Annotated in this window: 22 protein-coding genes and 1 pseudogene; 9 read left to right on the forward strand and 14 right to left on the reverse strand. The window is 70.9% G+C overall.

What is annotated here, in order from left to right; genetic code table 11:
- Window positions 1-52: 52 nt before the first annotated feature.
- Complete coding sequence (locus ACGFIS_RS23375) at window positions 53-820, reverse strand: dioxygenase (protein ID WP_392972453.1); 768 nt, start codon at window positions 818-820, stop codon at window positions 53-55.
- A 92-nt stretch (window positions 821-912) separates the two neighbouring features.
- Here ACGFIS_RS23375 and ACGFIS_RS23380 point away from each other — a divergent pair, with 92 nt between their 5' ends.
- On the forward strand, window positions 913-1401 hold the full coding sequence (locus ACGFIS_RS23380; protein WP_392911998.1) for a MarR family winged helix-turn-helix transcriptional regulator: 489 nt from the start codon (window positions 913-915) through the stop codon (window positions 1399-1401).
- Window positions 1402-1421: 20 nt separating this feature from the next.
- Here ACGFIS_RS23380 and ACGFIS_RS23385 read toward each other — a convergent pair whose 3' ends face one another.
- Together ACGFIS_RS23385 and ACGFIS_RS23390 are read right to left on the reverse strand one after the other, a co-directional pair.
- Entirely contained in the window at window positions 1422-2549 is a 1128-nt protein-coding gene (locus tag ACGFIS_RS23385; RefSeq protein WP_392911996.1) for a winged helix DNA-binding domain-containing protein, read from the reverse strand.
- On the reverse strand, window positions 2539-3177 hold the full coding sequence (locus ACGFIS_RS23390) for a TetR/AcrR family transcriptional regulator (protein WP_392911994.1): 639 nt from the start codon (window positions 3175-3177) through the stop codon (window positions 2539-2541). Before ACGFIS_RS23390 ends, ACGFIS_RS23385 begins: the two co-directional genes overlap by 11 nt.
- Window positions 3178-3301: 124 nt before the next feature.
- Here ACGFIS_RS23390 and ACGFIS_RS23395 point away from each other — a divergent pair, with 124 nt between their 5' ends.
- The 3 genes from ACGFIS_RS23395 to ACGFIS_RS23405 are packed head-to-tail and all read left to right on the forward strand — an operon-like array spanning window position 3302 to window position 5651.
- Window positions 3302-4126: a class I SAM-dependent methyltransferase gene (locus tag ACGFIS_RS23395; RefSeq protein ID WP_392911992.1), complete on the forward strand. Its 825-nt coding sequence runs from the start codon at window positions 3302-3304 to the stop codon at window positions 4124-4126.
- A complete protein-coding gene (locus tag ACGFIS_RS23400) occupies window positions 4123-5034 on the forward strand; it encodes a saccharopine dehydrogenase (protein ID WP_392911990.1) in 912 nt (303 codons plus the stop codon). The genes ACGFIS_RS23395 and ACGFIS_RS23400 overlap by 4 nt, the downstream gene beginning before the upstream one ends.
- Window positions 5034-5651 (forward strand): TetR/AcrR family transcriptional regulator, encoded by a 618-nt coding sequence (locus ACGFIS_RS23405; RefSeq protein WP_392911988.1) that lies wholly within the window; start codon window positions 5034-5036, stop codon window positions 5649-5651. Before ACGFIS_RS23400 ends, ACGFIS_RS23405 begins: the two co-directional genes overlap by 1 nt.
- Here the strand turns inward: ACGFIS_RS23405 and trpS are convergent.
- Complete coding sequence (gene trpS / locus ACGFIS_RS23410) at window positions 5648-6727, reverse strand: tryptophan--tRNA ligase (RefSeq protein WP_392912144.1); 1080 nt, start codon at window positions 6725-6727, stop codon at window positions 5648-5650. The genes ACGFIS_RS23405 and trpS overlap by 4 nt on opposite strands.
- A gap of 234 nt (window positions 6728-6961) precedes the next feature.
- On the opposite strand from trpS, the gene ACGFIS_RS23415 reads away from it, so the two are divergent.
- The 3 genes and pseudogenes from ACGFIS_RS23415 (at window position 6962) to ACGFIS_RS23425 (ending at window position 9482) form a co-directional block, all read left to right on the forward strand.
- Window positions 6962-7462 (forward strand): MarR family winged helix-turn-helix transcriptional regulator, encoded by a 501-nt coding sequence (locus ACGFIS_RS23415; RefSeq protein WP_392911986.1) that lies wholly within the window; start codon window positions 6962-6964, stop codon window positions 7460-7462.
- 150 nt (window positions 7463-7612) lie between these two features.
- Window positions 7613-8719: pseudogene (locus tag ACGFIS_RS23420) on the forward strand (MFS transporter); the annotation flags it as partial.
- Between the two features lie 295 nt (window positions 8720-9014).
- Complete coding sequence (locus tag ACGFIS_RS23425; RefSeq protein WP_392911982.1) at window positions 9015-9482, forward strand: pyridoxamine 5'-phosphate oxidase family protein; 468 nt, start codon at window positions 9015-9017, stop codon at window positions 9480-9482.
- A 20-nt stretch (window positions 9483-9502) separates the two neighbouring features.
- Here the strand turns inward: ACGFIS_RS23425 and ACGFIS_RS23430 are convergent, their stop codons facing one another.
- Genes ACGFIS_RS23430 through ACGFIS_RS23445 form a run of 4 tightly spaced genes read right to left on the reverse strand, consistent with a single transcriptional unit; the run spans window position 9503 to window position 12664 of the window.
- A complete protein-coding gene (locus ACGFIS_RS23430; protein WP_392911980.1) occupies window positions 9503-10411 on the reverse strand; it encodes a M56 family metallopeptidase in 909 nt (302 codons plus the stop codon).
- Window positions 10408-10791, reverse strand: coding sequence for a BlaI/MecI/CopY family transcriptional regulator (locus tag ACGFIS_RS23435; protein ID WP_392911978.1), 384 nt, complete (start codon window positions 10789-10791; stop codon window positions 10408-10410). The genes ACGFIS_RS23430 and ACGFIS_RS23435 overlap by 4 nt, the downstream gene beginning before the upstream one ends.
- Window positions 10792-10829: 38 nt before the next feature.
- The gene (locus ACGFIS_RS23440; RefSeq protein WP_392911976.1) at window positions 10830-11513 is read right to left on the reverse strand and encodes a response regulator; all 684 of its coding nucleotides are present in this window, start codon (window positions 11511-11513) and stop codon (window positions 10830-10832) included.
- Window positions 11510-12664, reverse strand: a complete 1155-nt coding sequence (locus tag ACGFIS_RS23445) for a sensor histidine kinase (protein ID WP_392972455.1) — start codon at window positions 12662-12664, stop codon at window positions 11510-11512. The genes ACGFIS_RS23440 and ACGFIS_RS23445 overlap by 4 nt, the downstream gene beginning before the upstream one ends.
- Before the next feature lie 110 nt (window positions 12665-12774).
- Between ACGFIS_RS23445 and ACGFIS_RS23450 the strand changes: the two genes are divergently transcribed.
- Window positions 12775-13992, forward strand: coding sequence for a glycosyltransferase 87 family protein (locus ACGFIS_RS23450; RefSeq protein WP_392911972.1), 1218 nt, complete (start codon window positions 12775-12777; stop codon window positions 13990-13992).
- 395 nt (window positions 13993-14387) lie between these two features.
- Here the strand turns inward: ACGFIS_RS23450 and ACGFIS_RS23455 are convergent, their stop codons facing one another.
- Window positions 14388-15110: a hypothetical protein gene (locus tag ACGFIS_RS23455; RefSeq protein WP_392972457.1), complete on the reverse strand. Its 723-nt coding sequence runs from the start codon at window positions 15108-15110 to the stop codon at window positions 14388-14390.
- A 71-nt stretch (window positions 15111-15181) separates the two neighbouring features.
- On the reverse strand, window positions 15182-16453 hold the full coding sequence (locus ACGFIS_RS23460) for an MFS transporter (protein WP_392911968.1): 1272 nt from the start codon (window positions 16451-16453) through the stop codon (window positions 15182-15184).
- A 155-nt stretch (window positions 16454-16608) separates the two neighbouring features.
- On the opposite strand from ACGFIS_RS23460, the gene ACGFIS_RS23465 reads away from it, so the two are divergent.
- Complete coding sequence (locus ACGFIS_RS23465) at window positions 16609-17577, forward strand: LysR family transcriptional regulator (RefSeq protein ID WP_392911966.1); 969 nt, start codon at window positions 16609-16611, stop codon at window positions 17575-17577.
- Window positions 17578-17591: 14 nt separating this feature from the next.
- Here ACGFIS_RS23465 and ACGFIS_RS23470 read toward each other — a convergent pair whose 3' ends face one another.
- The 4 genes from ACGFIS_RS23470 to ahcY (ACGFIS_RS23485) form a co-directional block, all read right to left on the reverse strand.
- A complete protein-coding gene (locus ACGFIS_RS23470) occupies window positions 17592-18518 on the reverse strand; it encodes a hypothetical protein (protein ID WP_392911964.1) in 927 nt (308 codons plus the stop codon).
- A 142-nt stretch (window positions 18519-18660) separates the two neighbouring features.
- Entirely contained in the window at window positions 18661-19239 is a 579-nt protein-coding gene (locus ACGFIS_RS23475; RefSeq protein WP_392972459.1) for a hypothetical protein, read from the reverse strand.
- A gap of 4 nt (window positions 19240-19243) precedes the next feature.
- Window positions 19244-20500: an adenosylhomocysteinase gene (ahcY, locus tag ACGFIS_RS23480; protein ID WP_392911960.1), complete on the reverse strand. Its 1257-nt coding sequence runs from the start codon at window positions 20498-20500 to the stop codon at window positions 19244-19246.
- Window positions 20501-20730: 230 nt separating this feature from the next.
- Entirely contained in the window at window positions 20731-22176 is a 1446-nt protein-coding gene (ahcY, locus tag ACGFIS_RS23485) for an adenosylhomocysteinase (RefSeq protein ID WP_392911958.1), read from the reverse strand.
- Between the last annotated feature and the right edge of the window lie 56 nt (window positions 22177-22232).

Below are 22232 nucleotides of genomic sequence, written 5' to 3' on the forward strand. Positions count from 1 at the left end.
GACGGAACGTGACAAATAGGCCGCTGGACGGATCAGCCGGCCGCCGGGCAGGTCAGCCGAACTGGAACGAGCGCTTGGCCAGCCCGAACCAGTAGCCGTCGATGACGGACCGGCGTCCCGCGGGCGTTTCCGCGTCGGCGCCGAGCGCCATGAACAGCGGCGCGAAGTGCTCCGTCCTCGGGTGGGCGATGCGAGCCGCCGGGGCCTTGGCACGGAAGTCGAGCAGGGCGTCGACGTCGCCGCCCGCCACGGCCTTCTCCGCCCACTCGTCGAACTCCGCCGACCACGCGGGCGGCGCGATGTCCGATGGGAGCCCCATATCGATCTCTCGCAGGTTGTGCGTGGTGAAACCGCTCCCGACGATCAGGACACCCTGATCACGCAGGGGTGCGAGGGACCGCCCGACCTCGAAGAGCCGCGAAGGCTCAAGGGTGGGCATGGACATCTGCAACACGGGGACGTCGGCGTCCGGATACATCTCCACCAGCGGCACATAGGCGCCGTGGTCCAGCCCCCGCGTCTCGTCCTGGCGGATGCCGGGGATGAGTTTGCGCACTTCATCGGCCAGTTCAGGGGCACCGGGCGCGTCGTAGCGGACCTTGTAGTAGCGCTCGGGGAAGCCCCAGAAGTCGTACACGAGCGGCACCTGGCGGGTCGCGCCGATGCTGAGCGGCGCCTTCTCCCAGTGCGCGGACACCATCAGGACCGCCTTCGGCTTCGGCAGTCCGGCGGACCAGCGGGCGAGCTCGTCGATCCACACGGGGTCGTCGGCCAGTGGCGGCGCTCCATGGCTGAGATAGAGAACGGGCATCCGGGTCATGTCACTCCCCTTACTTGAGGATTCAACGATACTCCCGAATACTTGAACATTCAAGTCTTGAGTGCTCAACCGATTTCGGTAGGCTGGAGGACATGACGGACACACGATGGCTCGACGCCGACGAGCAGGAGACCTGGCGCGCCTTCCTGTGGACGTCGCGCCTGCTCAACACGGCCCTCGACCGCCAGCTCCAACGCGACTCCGGGATGCCGCACACCTATTACATGATCCTGGCGATGCTGTCGGAGTCACCCGGACGCGCCCTGACCATGACCGAACTGGCGGAGATCGTCTACTCGTCCCCGAGCCGCCTCTCCCACGCCGTCAACCGGCTGGAGGAGGCGGGCTGGGTACGCCGGACCAAGCACGCCACCGACCGCCGCACCACGATCGCCGAACTGACCGACGAGGGCTACGCCGTCCTCGTCGAGGCCGCCCCCGGCCATGTCGCCGAGGTCAGACGCCGCCTGTTCGACCCCCTGAGCCGCGAGCAGACGCTGGAGTTCCGCGCCACCCTCCGCGCCCTCCTCGACGCCCTGGACCCCGACCACGAGGCCCCCTGCGCCCGCGACACCGGCTGATCAACGCCTCCCGCCGGCGGTCACCCGGACGGGGCGCCGAACTCGACCTTGTGGGACTTCGCGTCGGGGTGGGCGGCGGCGAGCAGGCGCATGCCCTCGTCCTCCAGCGCGGCGCGCTCGGGACCGGGGACCAGGGCGAACGGGTCGATGTGCAACGTCGCCTCGCCGCGCTTCTTCTCGATCTTCCATAGGCCGTGGACGAAGCCGTCCACGAGGAACGTCGCCCGGATGATCCCGTTGACGGTGAAGACGCGCTTGCGGTGCTCCTCGGTGATGATCCGGGCCCGGTCCGCGTGGGACAGCAGCAGGTTGTCGAAGTCGGGCACGAACCGGACCGGCGCCGGCGTGTCGGGGCCGGGACGCGGCGCCTCCGGCACGTCGTACAGCTTCCGGCCCCTCTCGTCCTGGAACACCACGAGCTTGGGCATCAGCCGCTCGACGACCTCGCCGAGCCGCGTCAGGCCCGACCAGTGCTGGACGTCCCGGACGCTCGCCGGCCCGAACGCCGCCAGGTAGCGCAGCACCATCTCGTCCAGCACCATCCCGTCCACGGACGGGCCCGGCACCACCGGTCCGCCGAGCCACGCGTCGAGGGTCGTGTGCCTGGCCATCCCCGAGGCGCCCCAGATCCCGCGCGGGGGAACCTGGACGAGCGGCAGGCTGCAGCGAGCCGCCCAGCCGAGAAGCGCGGCGTCCGCGTCCGGCCACCGCTCGGACAGCATCGTCCGCAGTTCCTTGTCGGTGCGCGGCTCGTCCTCCAGCAGGGCCCGCGACGAGGCGGCGAGGGCGGTCAGGTCGATGCCGTCGAGTTCGCGTGCCCTGGTCTTCAGATGGTTGTCCAGGATCACCTGTGTCAGCGGGCGCAGCGCGCGGGCGTCGCGGGCGCTGACCAGGTGGAGCGTCCCGCGCATGAGGACGATCCGCAGCGCCCGGCGGCCGGTCATCAGCTCCCCGACCTCGTCGAAGGCGAACCCGGCGAGGCGGCTCCACAGCCCGATGTACGGCGGGTTGGGCGCCTGCGACTGCAGGCCGACCAGATGCTCGATCGCGTCCAGGGCCGGCATCGCCCGCCGTTCCAGGAGCATCTGCCGCGCCAGCAGCGCCCGGTTCAGCTCCCGCCGTCCCAGCACCGGTACGTCAGTCGTCATAACGGCCCCGCAGCTCCTGCCAGGTGGGCGCAGGGCCCGGCAGTTCCTGTCCGTCCGTCAGGTGCAGCGCGTCCAGCATCAGGGCGAGGTAGCGGTGCTGCAGCCGGTTCATGCGCTCATCGTCGCCGATGCGGATGCCGTGCAGATACTCCAGCATCACCGAGATGTCGCCGACCTCGATCTCGGGACGCAGCACGCCCGCCTCCCGCGTGCGTTCCAGGAGCCGCTTCGTCGCGAGGTGGATCTCCTGCCCCTTGCGGCTCATGTCCTCGGTGACGTCGAAGCTCCCGGCGAGCCGCATCGTCAGGGAGCCGGCGCCGATGTCCAGGCAGCGGCGCATGAACCCGGCGAACGCGTCCCATGCGTCGCCGTCGTCGTCCAGCGCGGCCGTCACCTGGGTGAGGTAGCGGTCCATGCCGTCGATGGCGAGCTTCTGGAGCAGATCCTCCTTGCTCTTGTAGCGGCGGTACAGCGCGCTGATCCCCACCCCGGCGTGTTCGGCGACCGCCGAGATGGGCGCCCCCGGGTCGGCGGTGAACACCGCCCGCGCCGCCTCCCGGATGAGTTCGTCGTTGCGCGCCGCCTGCGCCTTGCGCCCGCTCATGGGCGCCTGTGCCGTGGTCTCCATGCACCCCATATTAGGGGAACAAATAATTCCGTTCTATCCCCTCGACCGCCCGGCCTTGACGCCGGACCTTTGAGCGCTCATTATGAACAGACGTTCATGAACAGACGTTCATACAGGAGGGGACATGGAAGACGGCAAGGCGGAGATCGTCAACGTCGCGCAGTACGAGGCGTGGAACGGGTACGAGGGGCGGCACTGGGCCGACCACTACGACCGGTACGACGCCGGGAACGGCGGGTTCAACGGGTTCCTGCTGGAGGGCGCGGCGATCGGACCGCGCGACCGCGTCCTCGACATCGGCTGCGGAAGCGGGCAGGTCACCCGGCTCGCGGCGGGCCGGGCCCGGCTCGGCGGCGCGACGGGCGTGGACCTGTCCGCGCCCATGCTCGACCGTGCCCGGTCCCTCGCCGAGGAGGAGGGCGTCACGAACGTGGCGTTCGAGCAGGGCGACGCGCAGGTCCACCCCTTCCCCGAAGGCGGCTTCGACGTCGCGGTCAGCCGGTTCGGAATCATGTTCTTCGCCGACCCGGTCGTGGCGTTCGGCAACATCCGGCGTGCGCTGCGCGAGGACGGCCGCCTGGCGTTCCTGTCGATGGCGCCGATCAGCGAGAACGAGATCGGGACGGTCCTGGCCGCCCTTCCGCCGCTGGAGGAGTCCCCGATCGGGCATCACGGGCCGCTGTCGCTGTCGGACCCGGACCGCGTCCACGAGGTCCTGGAGGGGGCCGGCTTCCGGAATGTGGCCTGCCGCTCGGTGAAGGCCGAGCAGATCGAAGGACGGGACGCGCGCGACGCGGGCGAGTTCTTCGCGGGCTGGGGGCCGATCCGCTACAACTACGGCGAGAGCGAGGAACTGGTCGACATCATCACCGAGGCGATGCGGCCGTTCGAGCGGGACGGCGCCGTCAGGCTGCAGGGCGCCGCCTGGCTGGTGACGGCACGGGCATGAGGCGGGTCGTGGTGCTCGGCGGGTACGGGGCGGTCGGCCGCGAGGTCGTCGCCGGGCTGCTCGGGCACGTACCGGAGGTGGTCGCCGCCGGCCGGGATCTCGCCAAGGCCCGCGCGGTGGACGGGGCGATCCCGATGCGGATCGATCTGCGCGGCGACGACCTGGACCGCATCGACGCCGACGCCGTGGTCATGTGCGCCGAGCAGGAGAACGTGCGCGTCGCGGAGGCGGTCCTCGGACGGGGTGTCCACTACGTCGACGTGTCCGCGTCGCATGAGGTGCTGTCCGGGATCGAGGAACTCGACGGGCTCGCGACCGAGCGGAAGGCCACGGCGGTGCTGAGCGTCGGCCTCGCCCCCGGCGTCACGAACCTGCTGGCGCGTGAATTCGGCGGCCGGGACGTCGACATCGGTGTCCTGGTGGGGTCCGGCGAGCACGGGCCGTCCGCCGTGGACTGGACGCTCGACTCGCTCGGCGAACTCGGTGAATCGTGGCGGATGCGGTTCCCGGAGCCGTACGGCATCCGGACCGTGTACCGCTTCCCGTTCTCCGACCAGCACACCATCCCCGGGCGCGTCCGGACGGGCCTGTGCCTGGACTCCCGCGCCCTCACGGCCCTGCTGCCGCGTCTCGTCCCGTTCCGCGACCTGGCCGCGGTGCGGGCCGTGTTCCGCCGGGTGCGCATGGGCGGTGACGGGTTCGCGGTGGCGGTGGCGTCCGGCGGGTCGGTGCGGTCGTTCGCGGGGCGGCGGCAGAGCCGGGCGACGGGCCTGGCCGCCGCGATGGTCGTCCGGCGGCTGGACGGGACGCCACCCGGCGTCCGGCACATCGAGGACGTCGCCGGCCGGGACTTCCTGCCCGAACTCGCCGCACACGGGTTCCGGACGGCTCAATACGATGCGGGGTGATGTCACCTCGAAAAGCGGCCGCGCTGCGCGCGGGCGACCGGACGCTGCGCGAGCATCTGATCGCCACGGCCGAGCAGATGATCTCCGAGCGCGGGACGGCGGGCCTGACCGTCCGGGCGATCGCGCGTGCGGCGGGGGTCGCCGACGGCGTGCTCTACAACCATTTCGCCGACAAGGAGGAGCTGCTCGCCCACGCGATGCGGGCGCGCGTGGCGTCCGTGGAGGGCACGCTGCCGCCGCTGCCCGAGCCCGGCGCCGCGACGGTCGAGGCGAACCTGCGCGTCTACGTCGAGCACGGGCTGATCCTGCACAACGGGATGCTGCCGGCGCTGACGGGCCTGCTCGCGCACCCCGAGGTCCTCACCCGGTTCGCGGCGCTGAGCGGAGGAGGCGAGGACTGGCGCGAGCGGCTCGCCGGCTACCTGCGGGCCGAGCGCGACCTCGGCCGCCTCGCGTCCGACGCCCGGGTGGACGCGGCCACCTCCATGATCGTCGGTGCGTGCCACGAGTCGGTCCTGTCGGTGCTGTTCCAGGGTGAGGGCATCGCGCACGGGGTCTCCGTGGACGTCGTGGACGATCTGGTGACCGCCGTCCTCGCCGGCATCGGCCCGCACTAGGAGGCCATCGCGGTCCTGACCTCGTCCAGGGTGCGGTCCGCCACGGCGTTGGCGCGTTCGTCGCCTTCGGCCAGGACGCGGCGCAGGTGCGTCCGGTCGGCGGCGAGTTCGGCGCGGCGGGCGCGGATCGGGCGCAGGAACTCGTTGACGGACTCGGTCACGGCCTCCTTGAGCGCTGCGGCGCCGCCGTCGCCGATCTCGGCGGCGACGTCGTGGGGGTCGCGGTCCTGGCAGAGCGCGGCGAGCAGCACCAGGTTGGACACCTGGGGCCGGGTTTCGGGCGCGTAGGCGATGTGCCGGTCGCCGTCCGTCACCGCGCGCCTGATCAGCCGGGCGGTCTCGTCCGGCCCGGCGGACAGCGCGATGGCGTTGCCCCGGCTCTTGCTCATCTTCCGGCCGTCGGTCCCGAGGAGGCCCGGCGCGGCCGACAGCAGCGCGTCCGGTACGGGGAAGACGGGCCCGTAGCGTTCGTTGAAGCGGCGCGCGATCGTCCGGGTGATCTCCTGGTGCGGGAGCTGGTCCCTGCCGACCGGGACGAGGTTCGCCTTGCAGAACAGGATGTCGGCGGCCTGGTGGACGGGGTAGGTGAACATCAGCCCGCTGACCGACGTCTGCCGCGACGCCGCGATCTCGTCCTTCACGGTGGGGTTGCGCTGGAGTTCGGCGACCGACACCAGCGACAGGAACGGCAGCATGAGCTGGTTCAGGGCGGGGACGGCGCTGTGCCGGAAGATCGTCGCGGTGGACGGGTCGATGCCGGCCGCGAGGTAGTCGGCGACCAGCCCTTCGACGTGCTCGGACAGGTGGTCGGCGATGTCCCGGTCGGTGAGGACCTGGTAGTCGGCGACCAGCACGAACAGCTCGACGCCGGCGCGCTGGAGCCGGACCCGGTTGGCGAGCGTGCCGAAGTAGTGGCCGAGGTGGAGCGGGCCGGTGGGGCGGTCGCCGGTCAGGACGCGGAAGGCGGCAGGGTCGGCCGCGATGCGTTCTTCCAGCCGGCGGCTTCGGTACTCGGCGTCGGCGCCGGCGGTGGTGCCGGCGGCGTCGGCCGCGGCGGCGGGCGGGGCTTCGGGGATGGTCTCCACGGTTCTCTCCTCGGTCGGATCGGGGCGGCCGTCCCGCCGAACGGGCCTTGTCACCGAAGAGAAAGGGCCGTCCAGCGGACGGCCCGATCGCGTGCGTGGTTCAGGGCCGTCCTAGGACGGCCACCAGCCCAGGCACACGGTGCGTTTCATGGCTCCAGAATAGACGACGAAATGTGGCTGCTCCCGGATAATCTGGAACAAAACCAAATTGGGTACCCTGGACGCATGACCTCCATGGCCCCGCGTACGTCGCCCGCCCGCACGAGCCCCGACCTGTCGTACCTCCTCGACCACACCGGCCACGTACTGAGGAGCCGCATGACGGCCGCACTCGCCGAGATCGGGCTGACACCGCGGATGCACTGCGTCCTGGTGCACGCCCTGGAGGAGGAGCGCACCCAGATCCAGCTCGCGGAGATCGGCGACATGGACAAGACGACGATGGTCGTGACGGTGGACGCGCTGGAGAAGGCCGGCCTCGCCCAGCGCCGGCCGTCGTCCAGGGACCGGCGGGCGAGGATCATCGCCGTCACCGAGGAGGGCGCGCGGGTCGCGGCGCGCAGCCAGGAGATCGCGGACGGCGTCCACCGGGCGGCCCTCGACTCCCTCCCGGCGGACGAGCGGAAGGTGTTCCTGGACGCACTGAACACCCTGGCCACCGGGCATCTGGCGACCCCGTCGGAGAGTGCGCACCCGGTGCGGCGGGCACGCGAGCGGACAAGATAGATCCGACAAGGATCGTCTCTAACAAAACTATCTGCTACGGTCTCGCCTGTGTCCCCGAACCAGGAGAAGACCATGCCCTCCGTGCTCTCCCCGCGCTCCCCGCTCCGATCGCGCTGGGCGGCGCTCGGCGTCCTGTCCACCACGATGCTGATGGCCGTCCTCGACGGCAGCATCGTGACCGTCGCGACCCCCGCCATCCAGGACGACCTCGGCTTCTCCCCCGCCGGGCTCAGCTGGATCATGAACGCCTACCTGATCCCGCTCGGCGGACTGCTGCTGCTCGCCGGACGGCTCGGCGACCTCGTCGGCCGCAGAACGCTGTTCCTGACCGGTAACGCCGTGTTCACCGCCGCGTCCCTGCTCGCGGGCGCCGCCACCTCGTCCGGCCTGCTCATCGCCGCACGGTTCCTGCAGGGCGTCGGCGGCGCGCTCGCCTCCGCCGTGGTCCTCGGCATCCTCGTGACCCTGTTCACCGACACCCGCGAACGCGCCAAGGCCATCGGGATCTTCAGCTTCACCGGCGCCGCCGGCGCGTCCATCGGCCAGGTCCTCGGCGGTGTCCTCACCGACGCGCTGAGCTGGCACTGGATCTTCTTCATCAACCTGCCGATCGGGCTCGCCACGATCGCGCTGGCCCTCCCGGCGCTGCCCCGCGACCGCGGGCTCGGCCTGTCCGCGGGCGCCGACCTCGCCGGGGCGCTCCTCGTCACGTCCGGGCTGATGCTCGGGATCTACACGGTCGTCAAGGTCGAGCGGTACGGCTGGCCGTCCGCGCACACCCTCGGGCTCGGCGCGGCGGCGCTCGCCCTGCTCGCCGGGTTCGCCGTCCGCCAGGCCACCGCCGCGACCCCGCTGATGCCGCTGCGGATCCTGCGCTCCCGCAACGTGTCCGGCGCCTACCTCGTCCAGCTGCTCACGCTGTCGGCGATGTTCTCGTTCCAGGTCGTCGTCGCCCTCTACATGCAGAAGGTCCTCGGGTACGGCGCGCTCGACACCGGCCTCGCGATGCTCCCGGCGGCCGTGGCGATCGGCGCGGTCTCGCTGTTCGTGTCGGCGCGGCTCGCGAACCGCGTCGGCGAACGGCTCGTGCTGATGGCCGGGCTCCTGCTCCTGACGGCCGCGATGCTCCTGCTCACGACCGTGCCGGTGGACGCCGACTACGCCACCGACCTGCTCCCCGTGTTCCTGCTGGTCGCGGGCGCGGGACTGGTCCTGCCGTCGCTCACCGCGCTCGGCATGTCCAGCGCCCGCCCCGACGACGCGGGCCTCGCGTCCGGGCTGTTCAACACCGTCCAGCAGGTCGGGATGGCGCTCGGCGTCGCGGTCATGACCACCCTGGCGGCCTCCCGGATCGAGAACCTGCGGGCCGGCGGGCACGGCGACGCCGCCGCCCTCACCGGCGGCTACCACCTGGCGTTCGGCGTCTCGGCCGGCCTGCTCGCCACCGCGTTCGCCGTCGCATCCTCGTCCTGCGCCACCCGAGACCCCCGGTGGACGCCCCGGCGCCCACCACCACCGCGCCCACCACCACGAAAGCCTGAAGGAGATCACGATGACCGAGTACGGCCCCGGACAGGGACCCGGCCCCAAGCCCATCACGGAGGACGAGCTGGCACGGCTGCTCGGCGAGCAGCAGTTCGCCGTTCTGGCCACGAACAAGAAGAACGGCCACCCGCACGTCTCGACCGTCGTCTACGCCTGGGACCCCGCCGAACGCACCGTCCGGATCTCCACGACGGCCGGCCGCGCGAAGGTGAGGCAGCTCCGCGACGACCCGCGCGCCGCGCTCCACGCGTCCAGCGCCGACCACATGTCGTTCGCCGTCGCCGAAGGCACCGCCGAACTGTCCGACGTCACCGAGAAGCCCGGCGACGCGGCCGGGCGGGAACTGCTCGCCATGACCCCCGGCTTCGACGACCCGGCGGACGAGCGGGCCTTCCTCGAGCAGATGGTGAAGGACCGGCGGCTCGTGATCCGCCTGCACGTCACCCGCCTCTACGGGACCGTCCTGTCCGGTTAGTACGACGGCCGGTACGGCGGCTAGTGCGGCAGGACGAGGAGTAGCAGCGGGAGGCCGGCGATGACCGGGACGGCGACGATGGCGGCGGCACGGGTCCTGCGGGGCAGCGGCTCCGGCTCCAGCAGCCGGTTCACCCGCGCCATCACCGGGATCTTCCCGTGGGTCGCGACGCCGAGCGCGCCGGACGGCGCGGCGGCCGGGCTCGCGGCGGCGAACCGCAGCAGCGCGGTCGCCAGGTCGCGCGGCGGCCGGCCCGAGCGGGCCCGGTCGTCGGCGGCCATCTCGATCAGCAGCTCCACCGCGTCCAGGCACCGCGCGACCAGCCGGAACTGCGGGAACACCTGCCGCAGCGACGCGAACGGCAGCAGCACGATGTCGTGACGCTCACGGACGTGGGCGCGCTCGTGCGCGAGCACCGCGGCGAGCTCGCCGCGGTCGAGCAGCTCCAGCGTCCCGGCGCTGACGACGACCTTGGACGAGCGGACGCCCGGCACGCAGTACGCCGCGGCGCCGGGATGGTCCAGGACGAGCGTTCCGGGCAGGGCCGAGTCCCTGCGCGACACCAGCGCGAGCAGTGCCCGGTGCCGCCGCCGGGCCCGCACGACCCGCACGACCGCGTACATGAGCATGACCAGCAGGACGCCGGTGAGGCTGATCGCGGCGAGCAGCGCCGACACCTGCACCGGGTTGAGCCGGGCGGCCTGGTCGTCGTACAGGCCGGGCAGCCCGCCGAGGACGCCCTTGCCGTACGGCAGCAGCGCGAGGCCGAGCAGCGCCCCGATCGTGGCGACGCCCCAGCAGAGCCCGAGGGCCTGCCAGAGGGCGATGCCGGTGCGCGGCGTCCGCCACGTCCACCGGGCCCGGGACAGCAGATGCGCCCCGCCGACGGTCCCCAGGGAGATCAATGCGAGCAGGGCGGTGCCGGTCATGCCGGTGGTTCCTTGCTCGTGAGACCCGCGAGGGTCTCCCGGATCACGTCGATCTCGTCCCGCGACACCGACCGGACGAAGTGGGCGAGCGCCGCGTCGCGGTCGCCCGTCTCGTTCAGCGCGCCCAGCATCAGCTCGGTCACGTACATCTCGCGGCTCGCCATCGGGTGGTACCGCCATGCGCGGCCGTCGCGCTCGCGTTCGAGGAAGCCCTTCTTGGCGAGCCTGTCCAGCACCGTCATGACGGTGGTGTGCGCGAGGTCACGGTCGCCGGCGAGCGCACGGCTCACGTCACGGGCGGTCGCGGCCTGGTGACCGGCGTCCTCCCGCGCCCACAGAACCTCCATGACCGTGCGTTCGAGCTCTCCCAGACCCTTCACGCCAGCCAGATTATCCGACCGCGGCGAAGGTCACCACGTCAGGTAGTACTACCGCCCGTAGGGGGCGCCACCAGACCCATCTCATAGGCGGTGATCACGAGCTGGACGCGGTCGCGGGCGTCCAGCTTGGCGAGCAGCCGCGCCACATGCGCCTTCGCCGTCGCCACGCTGATGAACAGCTCCCCGGCGATCTCATGGTTGGACATGCCGCGTCCGACGAGCGTCAGCACCTCGCGTTCCCTTTCGGTGATGCCGCCGGGGGGACGACGTGTGGCCGCGACCGCCGGCTCGGGGGCGGGCGGGCCCTCCGGGCGTGCGGCGAACTCCTCGATCAGCCGGCGCGTGACGCTCGGCGCGATCAGCGCATCGCCGCCCGCGACGACGCGGATCGCCGACAGGATCTCCTCCAGCGCCATGTCCTTCACCAGGAAGCCGCTGGCGCCTGCCCGCAGCGCCCCGTACACGTAGTCGTCGTCGTCGAACGTGGTCAGCATCAGCACACGCGCCGCCGTGATCCGCCGGGTGGCCTCGATGCCGTCCATGCCGGGCATGCGGATGTCCATCACGACCACGTCGGGGTGGACGTCCTCGACCAGCCGGACGGCCTCCGCTCCCGTCCCGGCCTCCCCGACGATCTCCAGGTCCGGGGTGTCGGCGACGAGCACGCGCAACCCGGCGCGGATCAACGGCTGGTCGTCCGCCAGGACGACCCTGATCGTCATCGGACCGCCGCCGGCAGGGGGATCCGCGCCGCCACACGGAACCCGCCTCCGGGACGCGGACCGGCGGTGAAGTCGCCGCGCAGCAGACCCACGCGCTCCCGCATCCCCGCGATCCCGTATCCGGTGCCGACGACACCGCCATGCCCGTCGTCGTCGATCTCGATGGACAACTCCTCGTCCCGGTAGTCGACGGTGACCCGGCATTCGTCCGTGCCCGCGTGGCGGACGACGTTCGTCACCGCCTCCTGGACGATCCGGTACGCGGACAGGTCGACGTCCGGCGGCAACGGCCTCCGCTCACCCCGCCTGCTCATGCCGACCTTCACTCCGGCGTCCTTCGCCGCCTCGGCCAGCCGGTCGAGATCGTCCAGGCCGGGGGCGGGGCCGAGCGGCGCGGAGTCCGGGTCGTCCCTGCGCAGAGCGGTGAGCATCCTTCTCAACCCGGACAGCGTTTCGCGGCTGGTGACCTCGATGGCGTTCAGCGCGTTCCGCGCCTCCACCGGCTGGGTGTCGATCACCCGTCCGCCGACGCCCGCCTGGATGGCGATGATGCCGATGCTGTGCGCGACCATGTCGTGCAGCTCACGCGCGATCCGGAGCCGCTCGGCGCTGACGGCCTGCGCCGTGGCCTGCTCCCGTAGCGACTCGGCATGCGCCCGCCGCACCCGGACCGAATTCCCTGCCATCCAGGTGACGGCCATCGCCAGAACCACGGTGAGGATCAAGATGTCGATCGTCGCCGAAATGTTCGCGGACAGGAACGCGAGGGCGGAAAGCAACTGCAGGGCGAGCGTCACGACGGCGACGGTCACCGAGATCCGGCGCCGGCGGCTCGCCGCGATGTAGCCGACACCGAGATCGGTGATCAGGACCAGCAGGCCGGCGACGACCCCGTTCTGCATCTGCACGAGGGCGACGATCCAGGCGAAGAGCAGTATCCCGTGGGCGGGCAGCGGATGCCGCAGGAGGAGAGCCCCGGCCATCACCGTGAGCACCGCCGACGCGAGGACTTCATAAGCGACGAAGTTGCCTGTCCCCTTCGTCACCGTCGCGAAGAGGACGAACGGGTAGACGACGGCCGCGAACCACAGCAGGGCCGTCCAGGTGACGCGGCGCACTCGGCCCACTCGGCTCAGCGGCAAGGCGGACATGCGCCGATCGTAACCGCCGCCCCCTTACCGGCACATTGGCCCACAGGCGTAATCCCGTGGGCCACACGCGCCCTTGGCGAATGTGTCCGATGGCCCGATGCCCACCGGACATGGCCGACTCCACCGTTATTCGCATGAAGCGCTGGCTGATACCCCTCCTGACGATCGAAGTTCTCGGAATCGTGGTCTTCTCCCTCACCTACGATTCACTGGACTTTCGTATCTACTGGCTCGGCGGGAACGCCGTGACGGACGGCACGCGCCTTTATGACGAGCAGCTCGCAGCCCACTGGTACACGAACACGCCGTTCATGGCCACGCTGTTCACCGTCCTGGCCGCCCTGCCCCTCACCCTCGCCCGCCTGCTGTGGCAACTCGCCTCGCTGGCCGCATTCACATGGGCTTGCGCGACCACTCTGAAACTGACCGGCCGCAGCGTCCCCCTCAAAGCCGCGGTGGCCGGCGGCCTGCTTCTGGCACCGGTATGGCACACGTTCTTCCAGGGGCAGGTCAACCTGTTCCTGCTCGCCCTCGTCCTCGCCGACATTCACCGGGTCGCTCAGGGCCGTTCCGCAGGAATCGGCATCGGCATCGCAACGGCGATCAAGCTGACACCGGGCATCTTCATCGTTCTTCTCCTCGTGACGAGACGAACGAAGGACGCCTTCACGGCCGCCGCGACCTTCGCCGTCTGCACCCTCCTGGCGTACGCCATCGCACCGGACGCGTCCCGCCTCTACTGGCTCCACACCTTCTACGACGCCTCCCGCGTGGGCGTCCCGTACATCAGCAACCAGTCCCCGTTGGGCGCACTCACCCGCCTCCTGAGAGGGACGGCCGAGGTCGGCGACTGGTACACGGCCATCCCAGCGGCCATCGGTATCGCCGGACTCCTGATAGCGGCCGCATGGGCAAGGCGCGGCGACTGGCCGGCCGCCATCGCCGTAACGGGCGCGACCGGCCTCCTGGTTTCGCCCATCTCATGGGCGCACCACTGGGTGTGGATCATCCCGGCCCTGGCCGTGCTGGTTCGCAACGGCAACCGAACCATCGCCGTTTGCGGCTACATCCTGTTCGCCCTGTCCCCCATGTGGTGGACACCGTTCAACGCCGACCCGCTCCGCTTCAGCCCGCACCTCCTCCTGGTCCCCGTCGCGAACTGCTACCTGCTGACCGGCCTCTTCTTCCTGGCCCACATGGCACTCCGCCTCCGCCGGGACGCGTCCACCACCACGACCGCTTCCCGGCCTGCCGCGCTCATTGACGTGGCGTCCAATCGGAGTGAGGCTGACCCGGAGGGCGACCGGATGACAAGGGCGACCGGGTGACATGAGGGGGCCTGGTCTCGTGCCGTACCGACGTCTGGCAGGAGTTCCTGGAACGGCGGGACTCCCGTGGCTTCTCCCGCGAGCAGATCATCGCGAACGCGAAGCCGCCAAAGCCGAACGTCTCGCCCCCGCCATCGAGGCCGCCCTCGGCCGCCGCGAACCGCAGACGCGAATCCCGCGTCCCTGCTCATGGACGGCCGCCTCGAACTGCGCGGCGACTTCGAACTGGCACCGCGCCTCAGCGAAATGTTCGGCGGCCCGTCCCCCTACTGACTTTGGGGTGTCCGTGGTCCCCCGGCCTCCACGGCCACCGCACAGTGGGACGTCGTCACCCGCACCCAGGTTCGCGCTCCCCTGGAAAAGATCGATCACGAGTACGCCCAAGCTGAGCTGCATTATCTGGCGGACGGGCGTCCGGCGATGAGGTCGCTCAGCCGATCGCCGAGGCGCTGCACGGGCAGCCGGTACCGGCGTTCACGGACCCGTGCCCGCCGCTCCTTCCGTGAATCGGGCGAGTACCGGCGCCGGGCCCAGGGCGAGTCAGGCCGGGCCAGGCGGACGGCCCCGACCAGCGCGATCACCCCGACGAACAACCCGATGACCCCCGTCCATATCTTGCCCTTGAGCAAGGCGATCACGGCCACGCACGCGTCGAACACGAGAACGAGCATGATGCTCCACAACCCGTCCCCCGCGACCTCGTCCACGCCCAGCGGCCGCAGGCCCAGCAACATCAACCCGCACAGGGCGATCGTGATGAACACGACCTCGACCGACAGCCGGCCCTGATCGCTCCAGTAGACGTCCCGCAGGTAGAGCACCAGCGCGAACTCGTCCAGCACGAGAGCGGCGCCGACCCCGAAGAGCGCCGCGGTCACCGCCGCCCACCCGGACGTTCCGTCCTCGATGGCCAGCCCGCCGACCCCGCCGACGATCATGAACACCAGGCCGAACACCGCGTGATGAATATGCTGCCCGCCCGGCGTGACGTTCCCCGGCCACCAGCGCACCTGCCGCCGGATCATCCGCACGCTGAACCGGATGAACAGGAATCCGGCGATGAACGCGGCAAAGAAGCAGAACAGCCGAAGCCGCCCGGTGTCCGCAATCTCCCGCACGAACCACTCATTCACAACGGAGGCATTCCCGCCGCCGGGCAAGAGCAGGTCAGCCCGGCCCCAACGGTTCCCTACCGAACGTCAGAGGCGGCCGCCGGGTTCAGGTGGGGCCGGAGACCAGGTCCGGTTCGGGGCGGGGGGGTTCGGGCGCGGCGGGGCAGCAGGAGAGGGGTCGTCAGGATGAGGAGGCCGGCCAGCACGATCGCGGTGCGGGGGGTGGTGATGGCGGCGAGCAGTCCCCAGAGTGCGATCAGGGCCGCGGCGGCGGCGTTGTTGGTGACCGACCATGCGGTCAGGGTGCGGGCGACCCGGTCCGGCGGGGTCTGGTGGAGGCGGAAGGTGGCGTACAGCGGGTTGAACACGCCCACGCTGGTGATCAGGCCGAGTTCGACGGTGATGACGAGCACGAGGCCGGTGACGCCGGGGTGGACGAAGGCCAGCCCGAGCAGCCAGCACGCGCGCAGCGCGCCGGCGGTGAGCATGACCGTGTGCTGGTCGAACCGTGTGACGAGCCGGGGCGCCAGGCGTGAGCCGATGAGGCCGCCGACGCAGGGGACCCCGAACGCCAGGCCGTACTGCCACGGGGCGAACCCGAGGCCGCCGAGCATGAGGACGGCCAGCAGCGGCGCGGTCGCGAGGATCAGGCCGTTGACGAGGATCGTGTTGAGCAGCAGCGGGCGCAGCGTCGGATGGGTCAGGATGAACCGCCATCCTTCGAGGAGGTCGCCGGCTCGGAACCGGGGTGCACCGGTCCGGGAGGGGCGTGCTTCCTTTCCGCCGATCGCGCGGACGGCCGCGGCGGACAGCAGGTAGCTCGCCGCATCGGCCAGCACGGTCGTCACCGGGCCGAACAGGCCGATCGCGGCCCCGCCGAGGGGTGGCCCGAGCATGGTGGCGGTCCAGGTCGTGGACTCGAACCGTCCGTTGGCGACGAGCAGGTCACCGGGCGGGACGAGCGCTTTCAGGAAGGCCCCGCTCGCCGCCCTGAAGGCGATGCCGGACGCGGCGACGATGACGGACACGAGGAGGAGATGGACGAAGGTGAGGCGGCCGAGCGCGAAGGCGGTGGGGACGCTCAGCAACGCCGCGAACCGGATCAGGTCCATCGCGATCATCACGCGCCGTTTGCGGCTGTACTCCACCCAGGGGCCGAGCAGCACCGCGACCGCCGCGCCCGCCGCCAGGCCCGCGGCCGACAGCAGGGACACCTCCGCCGGTCCGGCGTCCAGCACGAGGATCGCGATCAGAGGGAACGCGTCGAGCGCGAACCAGGTACCGAGCGTGCTGGCCGCGTACGCGGTCCAGAGCCACCCGAACCGCCGGCCCAGCGACCGTGTGCCCACCTTGCCCCGCCCCCGCCGTTGCCGACAACCTCACGTTGATCGACGTGACCGTAGCCAGCAGGGCTTCCCGGGATCAAACAACTCGGTCGAGGGTGAGCTACAACGGTTCGTTGTAGGTCCGGGGTTTCCGCCGTGTGGGTCTAGGGTTCTGCCCCGTGAATCTCGACGCCGTCCGCACGTTCGTCGCCGTCGCGGACGCGGGGCGCTTCCAGGACGCCGCCGCAGATCTGTCGATCACCCAGCAGGCCGTCTCCAAGCGGATCGCCGTGCTGGAGAAGGACCTCGGCGTGCGGCTGTTCACCCGCACCGCGCGCGGGGCCGAGCTCACCATCGACGGGCAGGCGTTCCTCCCGCACGCCCGCGACCTCCTGCGCGCCGAAGAGCGGGCGGCCGCGTCCGTGCGGCCGGGCCGCCGTGCGCTGCGCGTCGACGTGATCGGGCGGCAGCTCGCACCGGCGGGTCTGCTCCGCGGCTTCCACCGCGCGCATCCGGAGATCGAACTCGATGTCGTGACCCTCTTCGACGCGGGCGCGGCGATCGCGGCCGTCCAGGCGGGGACGATCGACGCGTCCTTCCGCGCCGTCGCCGTGCCCGCACGGCTCCTCCCCGGCGCCGTCGAAACCGCGCGGGTCTCGGATGAGGCGATCCAGCTCCTCACCGGGCCGGCCCACCCGTTCGCGGCCGCCCGCGCGGTCACGCCCGCCGAACTCGCCGGGCACCGGATCTGGATGCCCGGCCTCATACCCGGAACCGAGTGGGCCGCCTACTACGGTGAACTCGCCGCCGCGTTCGGGCTGACCATCGATCGCGTCGGCCCCGGCTTCAACACCGAGCCCCTCCTGGACGTGATCGCCGGCTCTCCGGAGGTGGCGACCCTCGTCGGCGAGCAGACCCGGCTGCTGTGGCCCGCCGACTACGGCTTGCGGCGCGTGACCGTCCATGACCCGACGCCGGTTTATCCGCACTCGCTGATCTGGCGCGGCGACAACCCGCACCCGGCGCTCGGTTCACTCCGCGACCACCTGAGCTCCACGCGGCCCGGCCATCGCGGCACCGTCACCTGGGCGCCGGATTGGGCCGGCATTCCCGGTCACGCGTTTCAGCCGGGCGGTGGACGAACGTGAGGGCGGACGGGCGCTCAGTTGCCCAGGGAGCGGAGTTTCTCCGTCAGGGTGGGGCGTAGCTTCTTCAGGCACAGCGCCGGCAGGTAGGCGCCGTCGCTCGTCATGAAGTGGGTGGCCTCGGCGGGGCATTCCTTCTCGGCCGCCACGCGGCCGACGACCTTGGCGACGGCCTGGGGGCCGCCGCAGTCGGCCTTCTCCGGGCCGCCGATCTTGAAGGAGGGGTCGCCGATGCAGTCGCCGGTGGCCAGGACGCCGCCGCCCGCGCCGAGGCACAGGACCGGGCGCGTGACCTCTCCGCCGCCGAAGGACCGCATCTTCATCGTCTCCAGCGTCTTCGCCGGGCAGGACTGCTCCGTGTCGACCCGGGCGATCACCTTGCCGTACCACTTCGAGCCGGAGCAGGGCGCCTCCTTGCCGAAGCCGACGGAGCCGCCGCTGACGCAGTCGCCCGCGGAGAGCAGCGCGCCGCCCGCGCCCGGGTCGCCCGGGTGCGGGCCCTTGACGTTGCGGACGCACGCCTCGAAGTAGTGCTTGTCGCCGGTCTTGACCGTGACGTTGGTGACGCCGTCGGTTCCGGCGGGGCAGTCGGGCTGGGCCTGCGCGCCGAACCGGTAGGCGGTGGCCTCCCCCTCGCCCGTGACCTTGAGCACCTTGGCCTTGGCCTCGGAGTCATCGCACCGCACTCGTTCACTGGCCGGGACCTTGTTGCCGGCGTCCATCCCGAAGCCGGCGTCGACGCACTGCTCGGCCTTGAGCGGGCCGGTGGGGCCGAGCGCGCTGAAGTTGGCGATGCCGACGGCCGCGACCAGGAGCAGCGCCAGGACGCCTACGCCCACCAGCACGAGCTTCGGGGGCTTCTTGACGGGCGGCGGGGCGGGGGCGCCCGGCGGGGGGAGGGGAAGCGGCGGCTGCCCCTGCCGGTCCGGTGTCTGGCCGTACACGTCCGCGACCTCCTGATCATGGTGAGGATTGAGACGGTATCGGCAGGCACGTATAAAGGCAGCCTGTTGATCATTCCGTGACGAGCCTGGGGACGCGCCCAGGGGCGGGGCCGGATCCGCGCGTCGTCGTGCGTGACGGGCGCTAGGTGAGGAGGTTGGGCGGGGATTCCAGGGCCGTGAGTTCGATGCCGGGGGCGTCCAGGACGACGTCGCCCGCGACGTGCACCGCTTCGACTTCGCCCGTGGACAGGTCCGTGACGTCGTACCGCGTGACCGGAAGCGGTGCGGCATCGGTTTCGTAGGTCGACGTTCCGGCCCGGTGCCATCGCCACGTGGCCGTCAGCGGCGCAAGGGACGGGCCGCTCAACCGGACGAGGCGGACGTCCGTCTCCGCGTCCTCGTCCAGGTCCAGAGAGCGCGCGACCGCGATGAGGAAGCCGGGCGAGTCGGATATGAAGCCGGCCGCCCGTTCGGTGTGTTCGGTGCCCGTCTCACCGGCCGCGCGCACCCAGGCGACCTCGGGGCCCGTGACACCGCCCCGGAGCCACCAGGTCGATGTGACGAGTTCGAGGCGGATCTGGCGCCAGCGCGCGTCCACGACCAGGTCCACGCGGACGCCGTCCGAGCGCTGGGACGTGTAACGCCAGCCGCCGGGGCCCGGAGCGCACTGGAAGCGCTCCTCAAGCTCCTCGTCCAGGTGGAGGTAGGCGCCGGCGGGCATCGGCTCAGGATCCGATGCGCCAGGAGTGCAGGTAGTCCTCCTGGTCTTCGGTCAGCAGGTCGATGGAGATGGACATCGACGCCAGCTTGAGGCGCGCCACCTCCGTGTCGATCTCCTTCGGGACGTCGTGGACGGCCGTGGCCAGCGTCGAGTGGGCGGTGGCGAGCCACGCGCAGGTGAGGGCCTGGTCGGCGAACGACATGTCCATCACGGCGGCCGGATGCCCCTCGGCGGCGGCCAGGTTGACCAGGCGCCCCTCGGCGAGGAGGACGAGGCGGCGCCCATCGGCCAGGACGTACTCGTCGGCCTGCGGGCGGACGCCGCGGTGGACTTCGACGGCCATCTCGGCCAGGGCGCGGACGTCGATCTCGACGTCGAAATGCCCGGAGTTGGCGAGGATCGCGCCGTCCTTCATCACCGCGAGGTGGTCGCGGTTCACGACGTCGCGGTTGCCCGTGACCGTGATGAACACGTCGCCGTCGGCGGCGGCCTCCGACATGGGCTGGACGGAGAAGCCCTGCAGGGCCGCGTCCAGGGCCTTGACCGGGTCGATCTCGGTGACGACGACACGGGCGCCCAGGCCGCGTGCCCGCTCGGCCAGGCCGCGGCCGCAGTAACCGAAGCCCGCGATGACGATCGTCTTACCGGCCAGGAGCGTGTTCGTCGCGCGGATGATGCCGTCCAGGGTCGACTGGCCGGTGCCGTACCGGTTGTCGAACATGTGCTTGGTGTCGGTGTCGTTGACCGCGACCATCGGGAAACGAAGCGCGCCTTCGAAAGCCATCTGATGCAGGCGGATGACACCCGTCGTCGTCTGCTCGCAACCCGCCTTGACCGTGCCGAGCAGATCGGTGCGGTCGATGTGCAACGTGTTGACCAGGTCGCAACCGTCGTCCAGGACGAGGTCGGGCCGGGTCTCCAACGCCTGGTGAATGTGGGCGTAGTAGCCCTCACGGTCGATGCCCGCCCGCGCGAAGACCTCCGCCCCGTACTCCTGGACGAGTGCGGCGGCCGTGTCGTCCTGGGTGGACAGCGGGTTGGACGCGGCGAGTGCGACGCTCGCGCCGCCCGCCTGGAGAGTGCGGATCAGCCCGGCGGTCTCGGTGGTGATGTGCATGCACGCCGCGACCTTCAGCCCGTCCAGTGGACGCTCGTCAGCGAACCGGTCACGGATCTGCCGCAGGACGGGCATGCTCCGGTCGGCCCACTCGATCCGCTTGACGCCCTCATACGCCAGCGAGGCGTCCGCGATATCGCTCATCAACCCCCCTCAATGCACGAACCGCCGCACCACCCACACGACAACACCAGCCGACACACCAGCCACGCGGCGACCCGAACCGTCGCGATTGCGTCCGAAGGCAGGCTTCGAGCCTGCGAGAACCTGATCGCGCAGCGAGCCGCCAGGCGAGCCGGAGCGATGCAGCAATCGCACGCGTTGTTCCGGCTCCGGGCGCCCTCAGCGCCCGGAGCCGGAACAACGCAATGAACTCAGTAACGGTAGTGGTCGGGCTTGTAGGGGCCTTCGACGTGGACGCCGATGTAGGAGGCCTGCTCCTTGGTCAGCTCGGTGAGCTTGACGCCGAGCGCGTCCAGGTGGAGGCGGGCGACCTTCTCGTCGAGGTGCTTCGGCAGGACGTACACGTCGACCGGGTACTCGTCGGTCTTGGTGAACAGCTCGATCTGCGCGATGACCTGGTTGGTGAAGGAGTTGGACATCACGAACGAGGGGTGGCCGGTGGCGCAGCCCAGGTTCATGAGGCGGCCCTCGGCGAGGACGAGGATGGAGTGGCCGTCGGGGAAGCGCCACTCGGCGACCTGCGGCTTGATCTCGATCTTCTCGATGCCGGGGGTCTTGGCGAGGCCGGCCATGTCGATCTCGTTGTCGAAGTGCCCGATGTTGGACACGATCGCCTGGTGCTTCATCCGGCCCATGTGCTCGGCCGTGATGATGTTGAAGTTGCCGGTGGTCGTCACGAAGATGTCGGCGATGTCGACGACGTCGTCCAGGGTGGTGACCTGGAAGCCGTCCATCGCGGCCTGCAGCGCGCAGATCGGGTCGATCTCGGTGACGATCACGCGGGCGCCCTGGCCGCGGAGCGCGTCGGCGCAGCCCTTGCCGACGTCGCCGTAGCCGCACACGACCGCGACCTTGCCGCCGATCAGCACGTCGGTGGCGCGGTTCAGGCCGTCGATCACCGAGTGCCGGCAGCCGTACTTGTTGTCGAACTTCGACTTGGTGACCGAGTCGTTGACGTTGATCGCCGGGAAGGCGAGGGTGCCGGCCTTCGCCATCTCGTAGAGGCGGTGGACGCCGGTCGTGGTCTCCTCGGTGACGCCCTTGATCTCGGCGGCGGTCGCGGTCCAGCGGCCGGGCTTGTCGGCGATGGTGCGGCGGAGGGTGTCGAGGATGACGCCCCATTCCTCGGGGTCCTCGGCGGTGGCGGTCGGGACGGCGCCCGCCTTCTCGTACTCGGCGCCCTTGAGGACCAGCATGGTGGCGTCGCCGCCGTCGTCCAGGATCATGTTCGGGCCGCTGCCGGCCTCGCCGTCGGCCCCCGGCCATTGCAGGGCCTGGTCGGTGCACCACCAGTACTCTTCGAGAGTCTCGCCCTTCCAGGCGAACACCGGAACGCCCTGCGGGTCGTCGGCGGTGCCGTTCTTGCCGACGACGACCGCGGCGGCCGCGTGGTCCTGGGTGGAGAAGATGTTGCAGGACACCCAGCGGACGTCGGCGCCGAGGTCCACCAGCGTCTCGATCAGGACGGCCGTCTGGATGGTCATGTGCAGCGAGCCCATGATCTTCGCGCCGCGCAGCGGCTGGGCGGCGGCGTACTCCTCGCGTACCGCCATCAGGCCCGGCATCTCGTGCTCGGCGAGCCGGATCTCCCGGCGCCCGAAATCGGCCAGCGAAAGGTCGGCGACCTTGTAGTCCATGCTTTCGTTGCTCCCTTGGTGGTGGCGGGTCCGCGGGGTGCGGGGTCGGTGGTGCG

It is taken from the genome of Spirillospora sp. NPDC048824, assembly GCF_043198455.1.
Lineage (GTDB): Bacteria > Actinomycetota > Actinomycetes > Streptosporangiales > Streptosporangiaceae > Spirillospora.

Excerpts from the sequence above, each read along its gene's own strand:
- ACGFIS_RS23375 (WP_392972453.1), bottom strand. The coding sequence starts at position 820 with ATGACCCGGATGCCCGTTCTCTATCTCAGCCATGGAGCGCCGCCACTG.
- ACGFIS_RS23380 (WP_392911998.1), top strand. The coding sequence starts at position 913 with ATGACGGACACACGATGGCTCGACGCCGACGAGCAGGAGACCTGGCGC.
- ACGFIS_RS23385 (WP_392911996.1), bottom strand. The coding sequence starts at position 2,549 with ATGACGACTGACGTACCGGTGCTGGGACGGCGGGAGCTGAACCGGGCG.
- ACGFIS_RS23390 (WP_392911994.1), bottom strand. The coding sequence starts at position 3,177 with ATGGAGACCACGGCACAGGCGCCCATGAGCGGGCGCAAGGCGCAGGCG.
- ACGFIS_RS23395 (WP_392911992.1), top strand. The coding sequence starts at position 3,302 with ATGGAAGACGGCAAGGCGGAGATCGTCAACGTCGCGCAGTACGAGGCG.
- ACGFIS_RS23400 (WP_392911990.1), top strand. The coding sequence starts at position 4,123 with ATGAGGCGGGTCGTGGTGCTCGGCGGGTACGGGGCGGTCGGCCGCGAG.
- ACGFIS_RS23405 (WP_392911988.1), top strand. The coding sequence starts at position 5,034 with ATGTCACCTCGAAAAGCGGCCGCGCTGCGCGCGGGCGACCGGACGCTG.
- ACGFIS_RS23415 (WP_392911986.1), top strand. The coding sequence starts at position 6,962 with ATGACCTCCATGGCCCCGCGTACGTCGCCCGCCCGCACGAGCCCCGAC.
- ACGFIS_RS23425 (WP_392911982.1), top strand. The coding sequence starts at position 9,015 with ATGACCGAGTACGGCCCCGGACAGGGACCCGGCCCCAAGCCCATCACG.
- ACGFIS_RS23430 (WP_392911980.1), bottom strand. The coding sequence starts at position 10,411 with ATGACCGGCACCGCCCTGCTCGCATTGATCTCCCTGGGGACCGTCGGC.
- ACGFIS_RS23440 (WP_392911976.1), bottom strand. The coding sequence starts at position 11,513 with ATGACGATCAGGGTCGTCCTGGCGGACGACCAGCCGTTGATCCGCGCC.
- ACGFIS_RS23445 (WP_392972455.1), bottom strand. The coding sequence starts at position 12,664 with ATGTCCGCCTTGCCGCTGAGCCGAGTGGGCCGAGTGCGCCGCGTCACC.
- ACGFIS_RS23450 (WP_392911972.1), top strand. The coding sequence starts at position 12,775 with ATGGCCGACTCCACCGTTATTCGCATGAAGCGCTGGCTGATACCCCTC.
- ACGFIS_RS23475 (WP_392972459.1), bottom strand. The coding sequence starts at position 19,239 with ATGCCCGCCGGCGCCTACCTCCACCTGGACGAGGAGCTTGAGGAGCGC.
- ahcY (WP_392911960.1), bottom strand. The coding sequence starts at position 20,500 with ATGAGCGATATCGCGGACGCCTCGCTGGCGTATGAGGGCGTCAAGCGG.
- ahcY (WP_392911958.1), bottom strand. The coding sequence starts at position 22,176 with ATGGACTACAAGGTCGCCGACCTTTCGCTGGCCGATTTCGGGCGCCGG.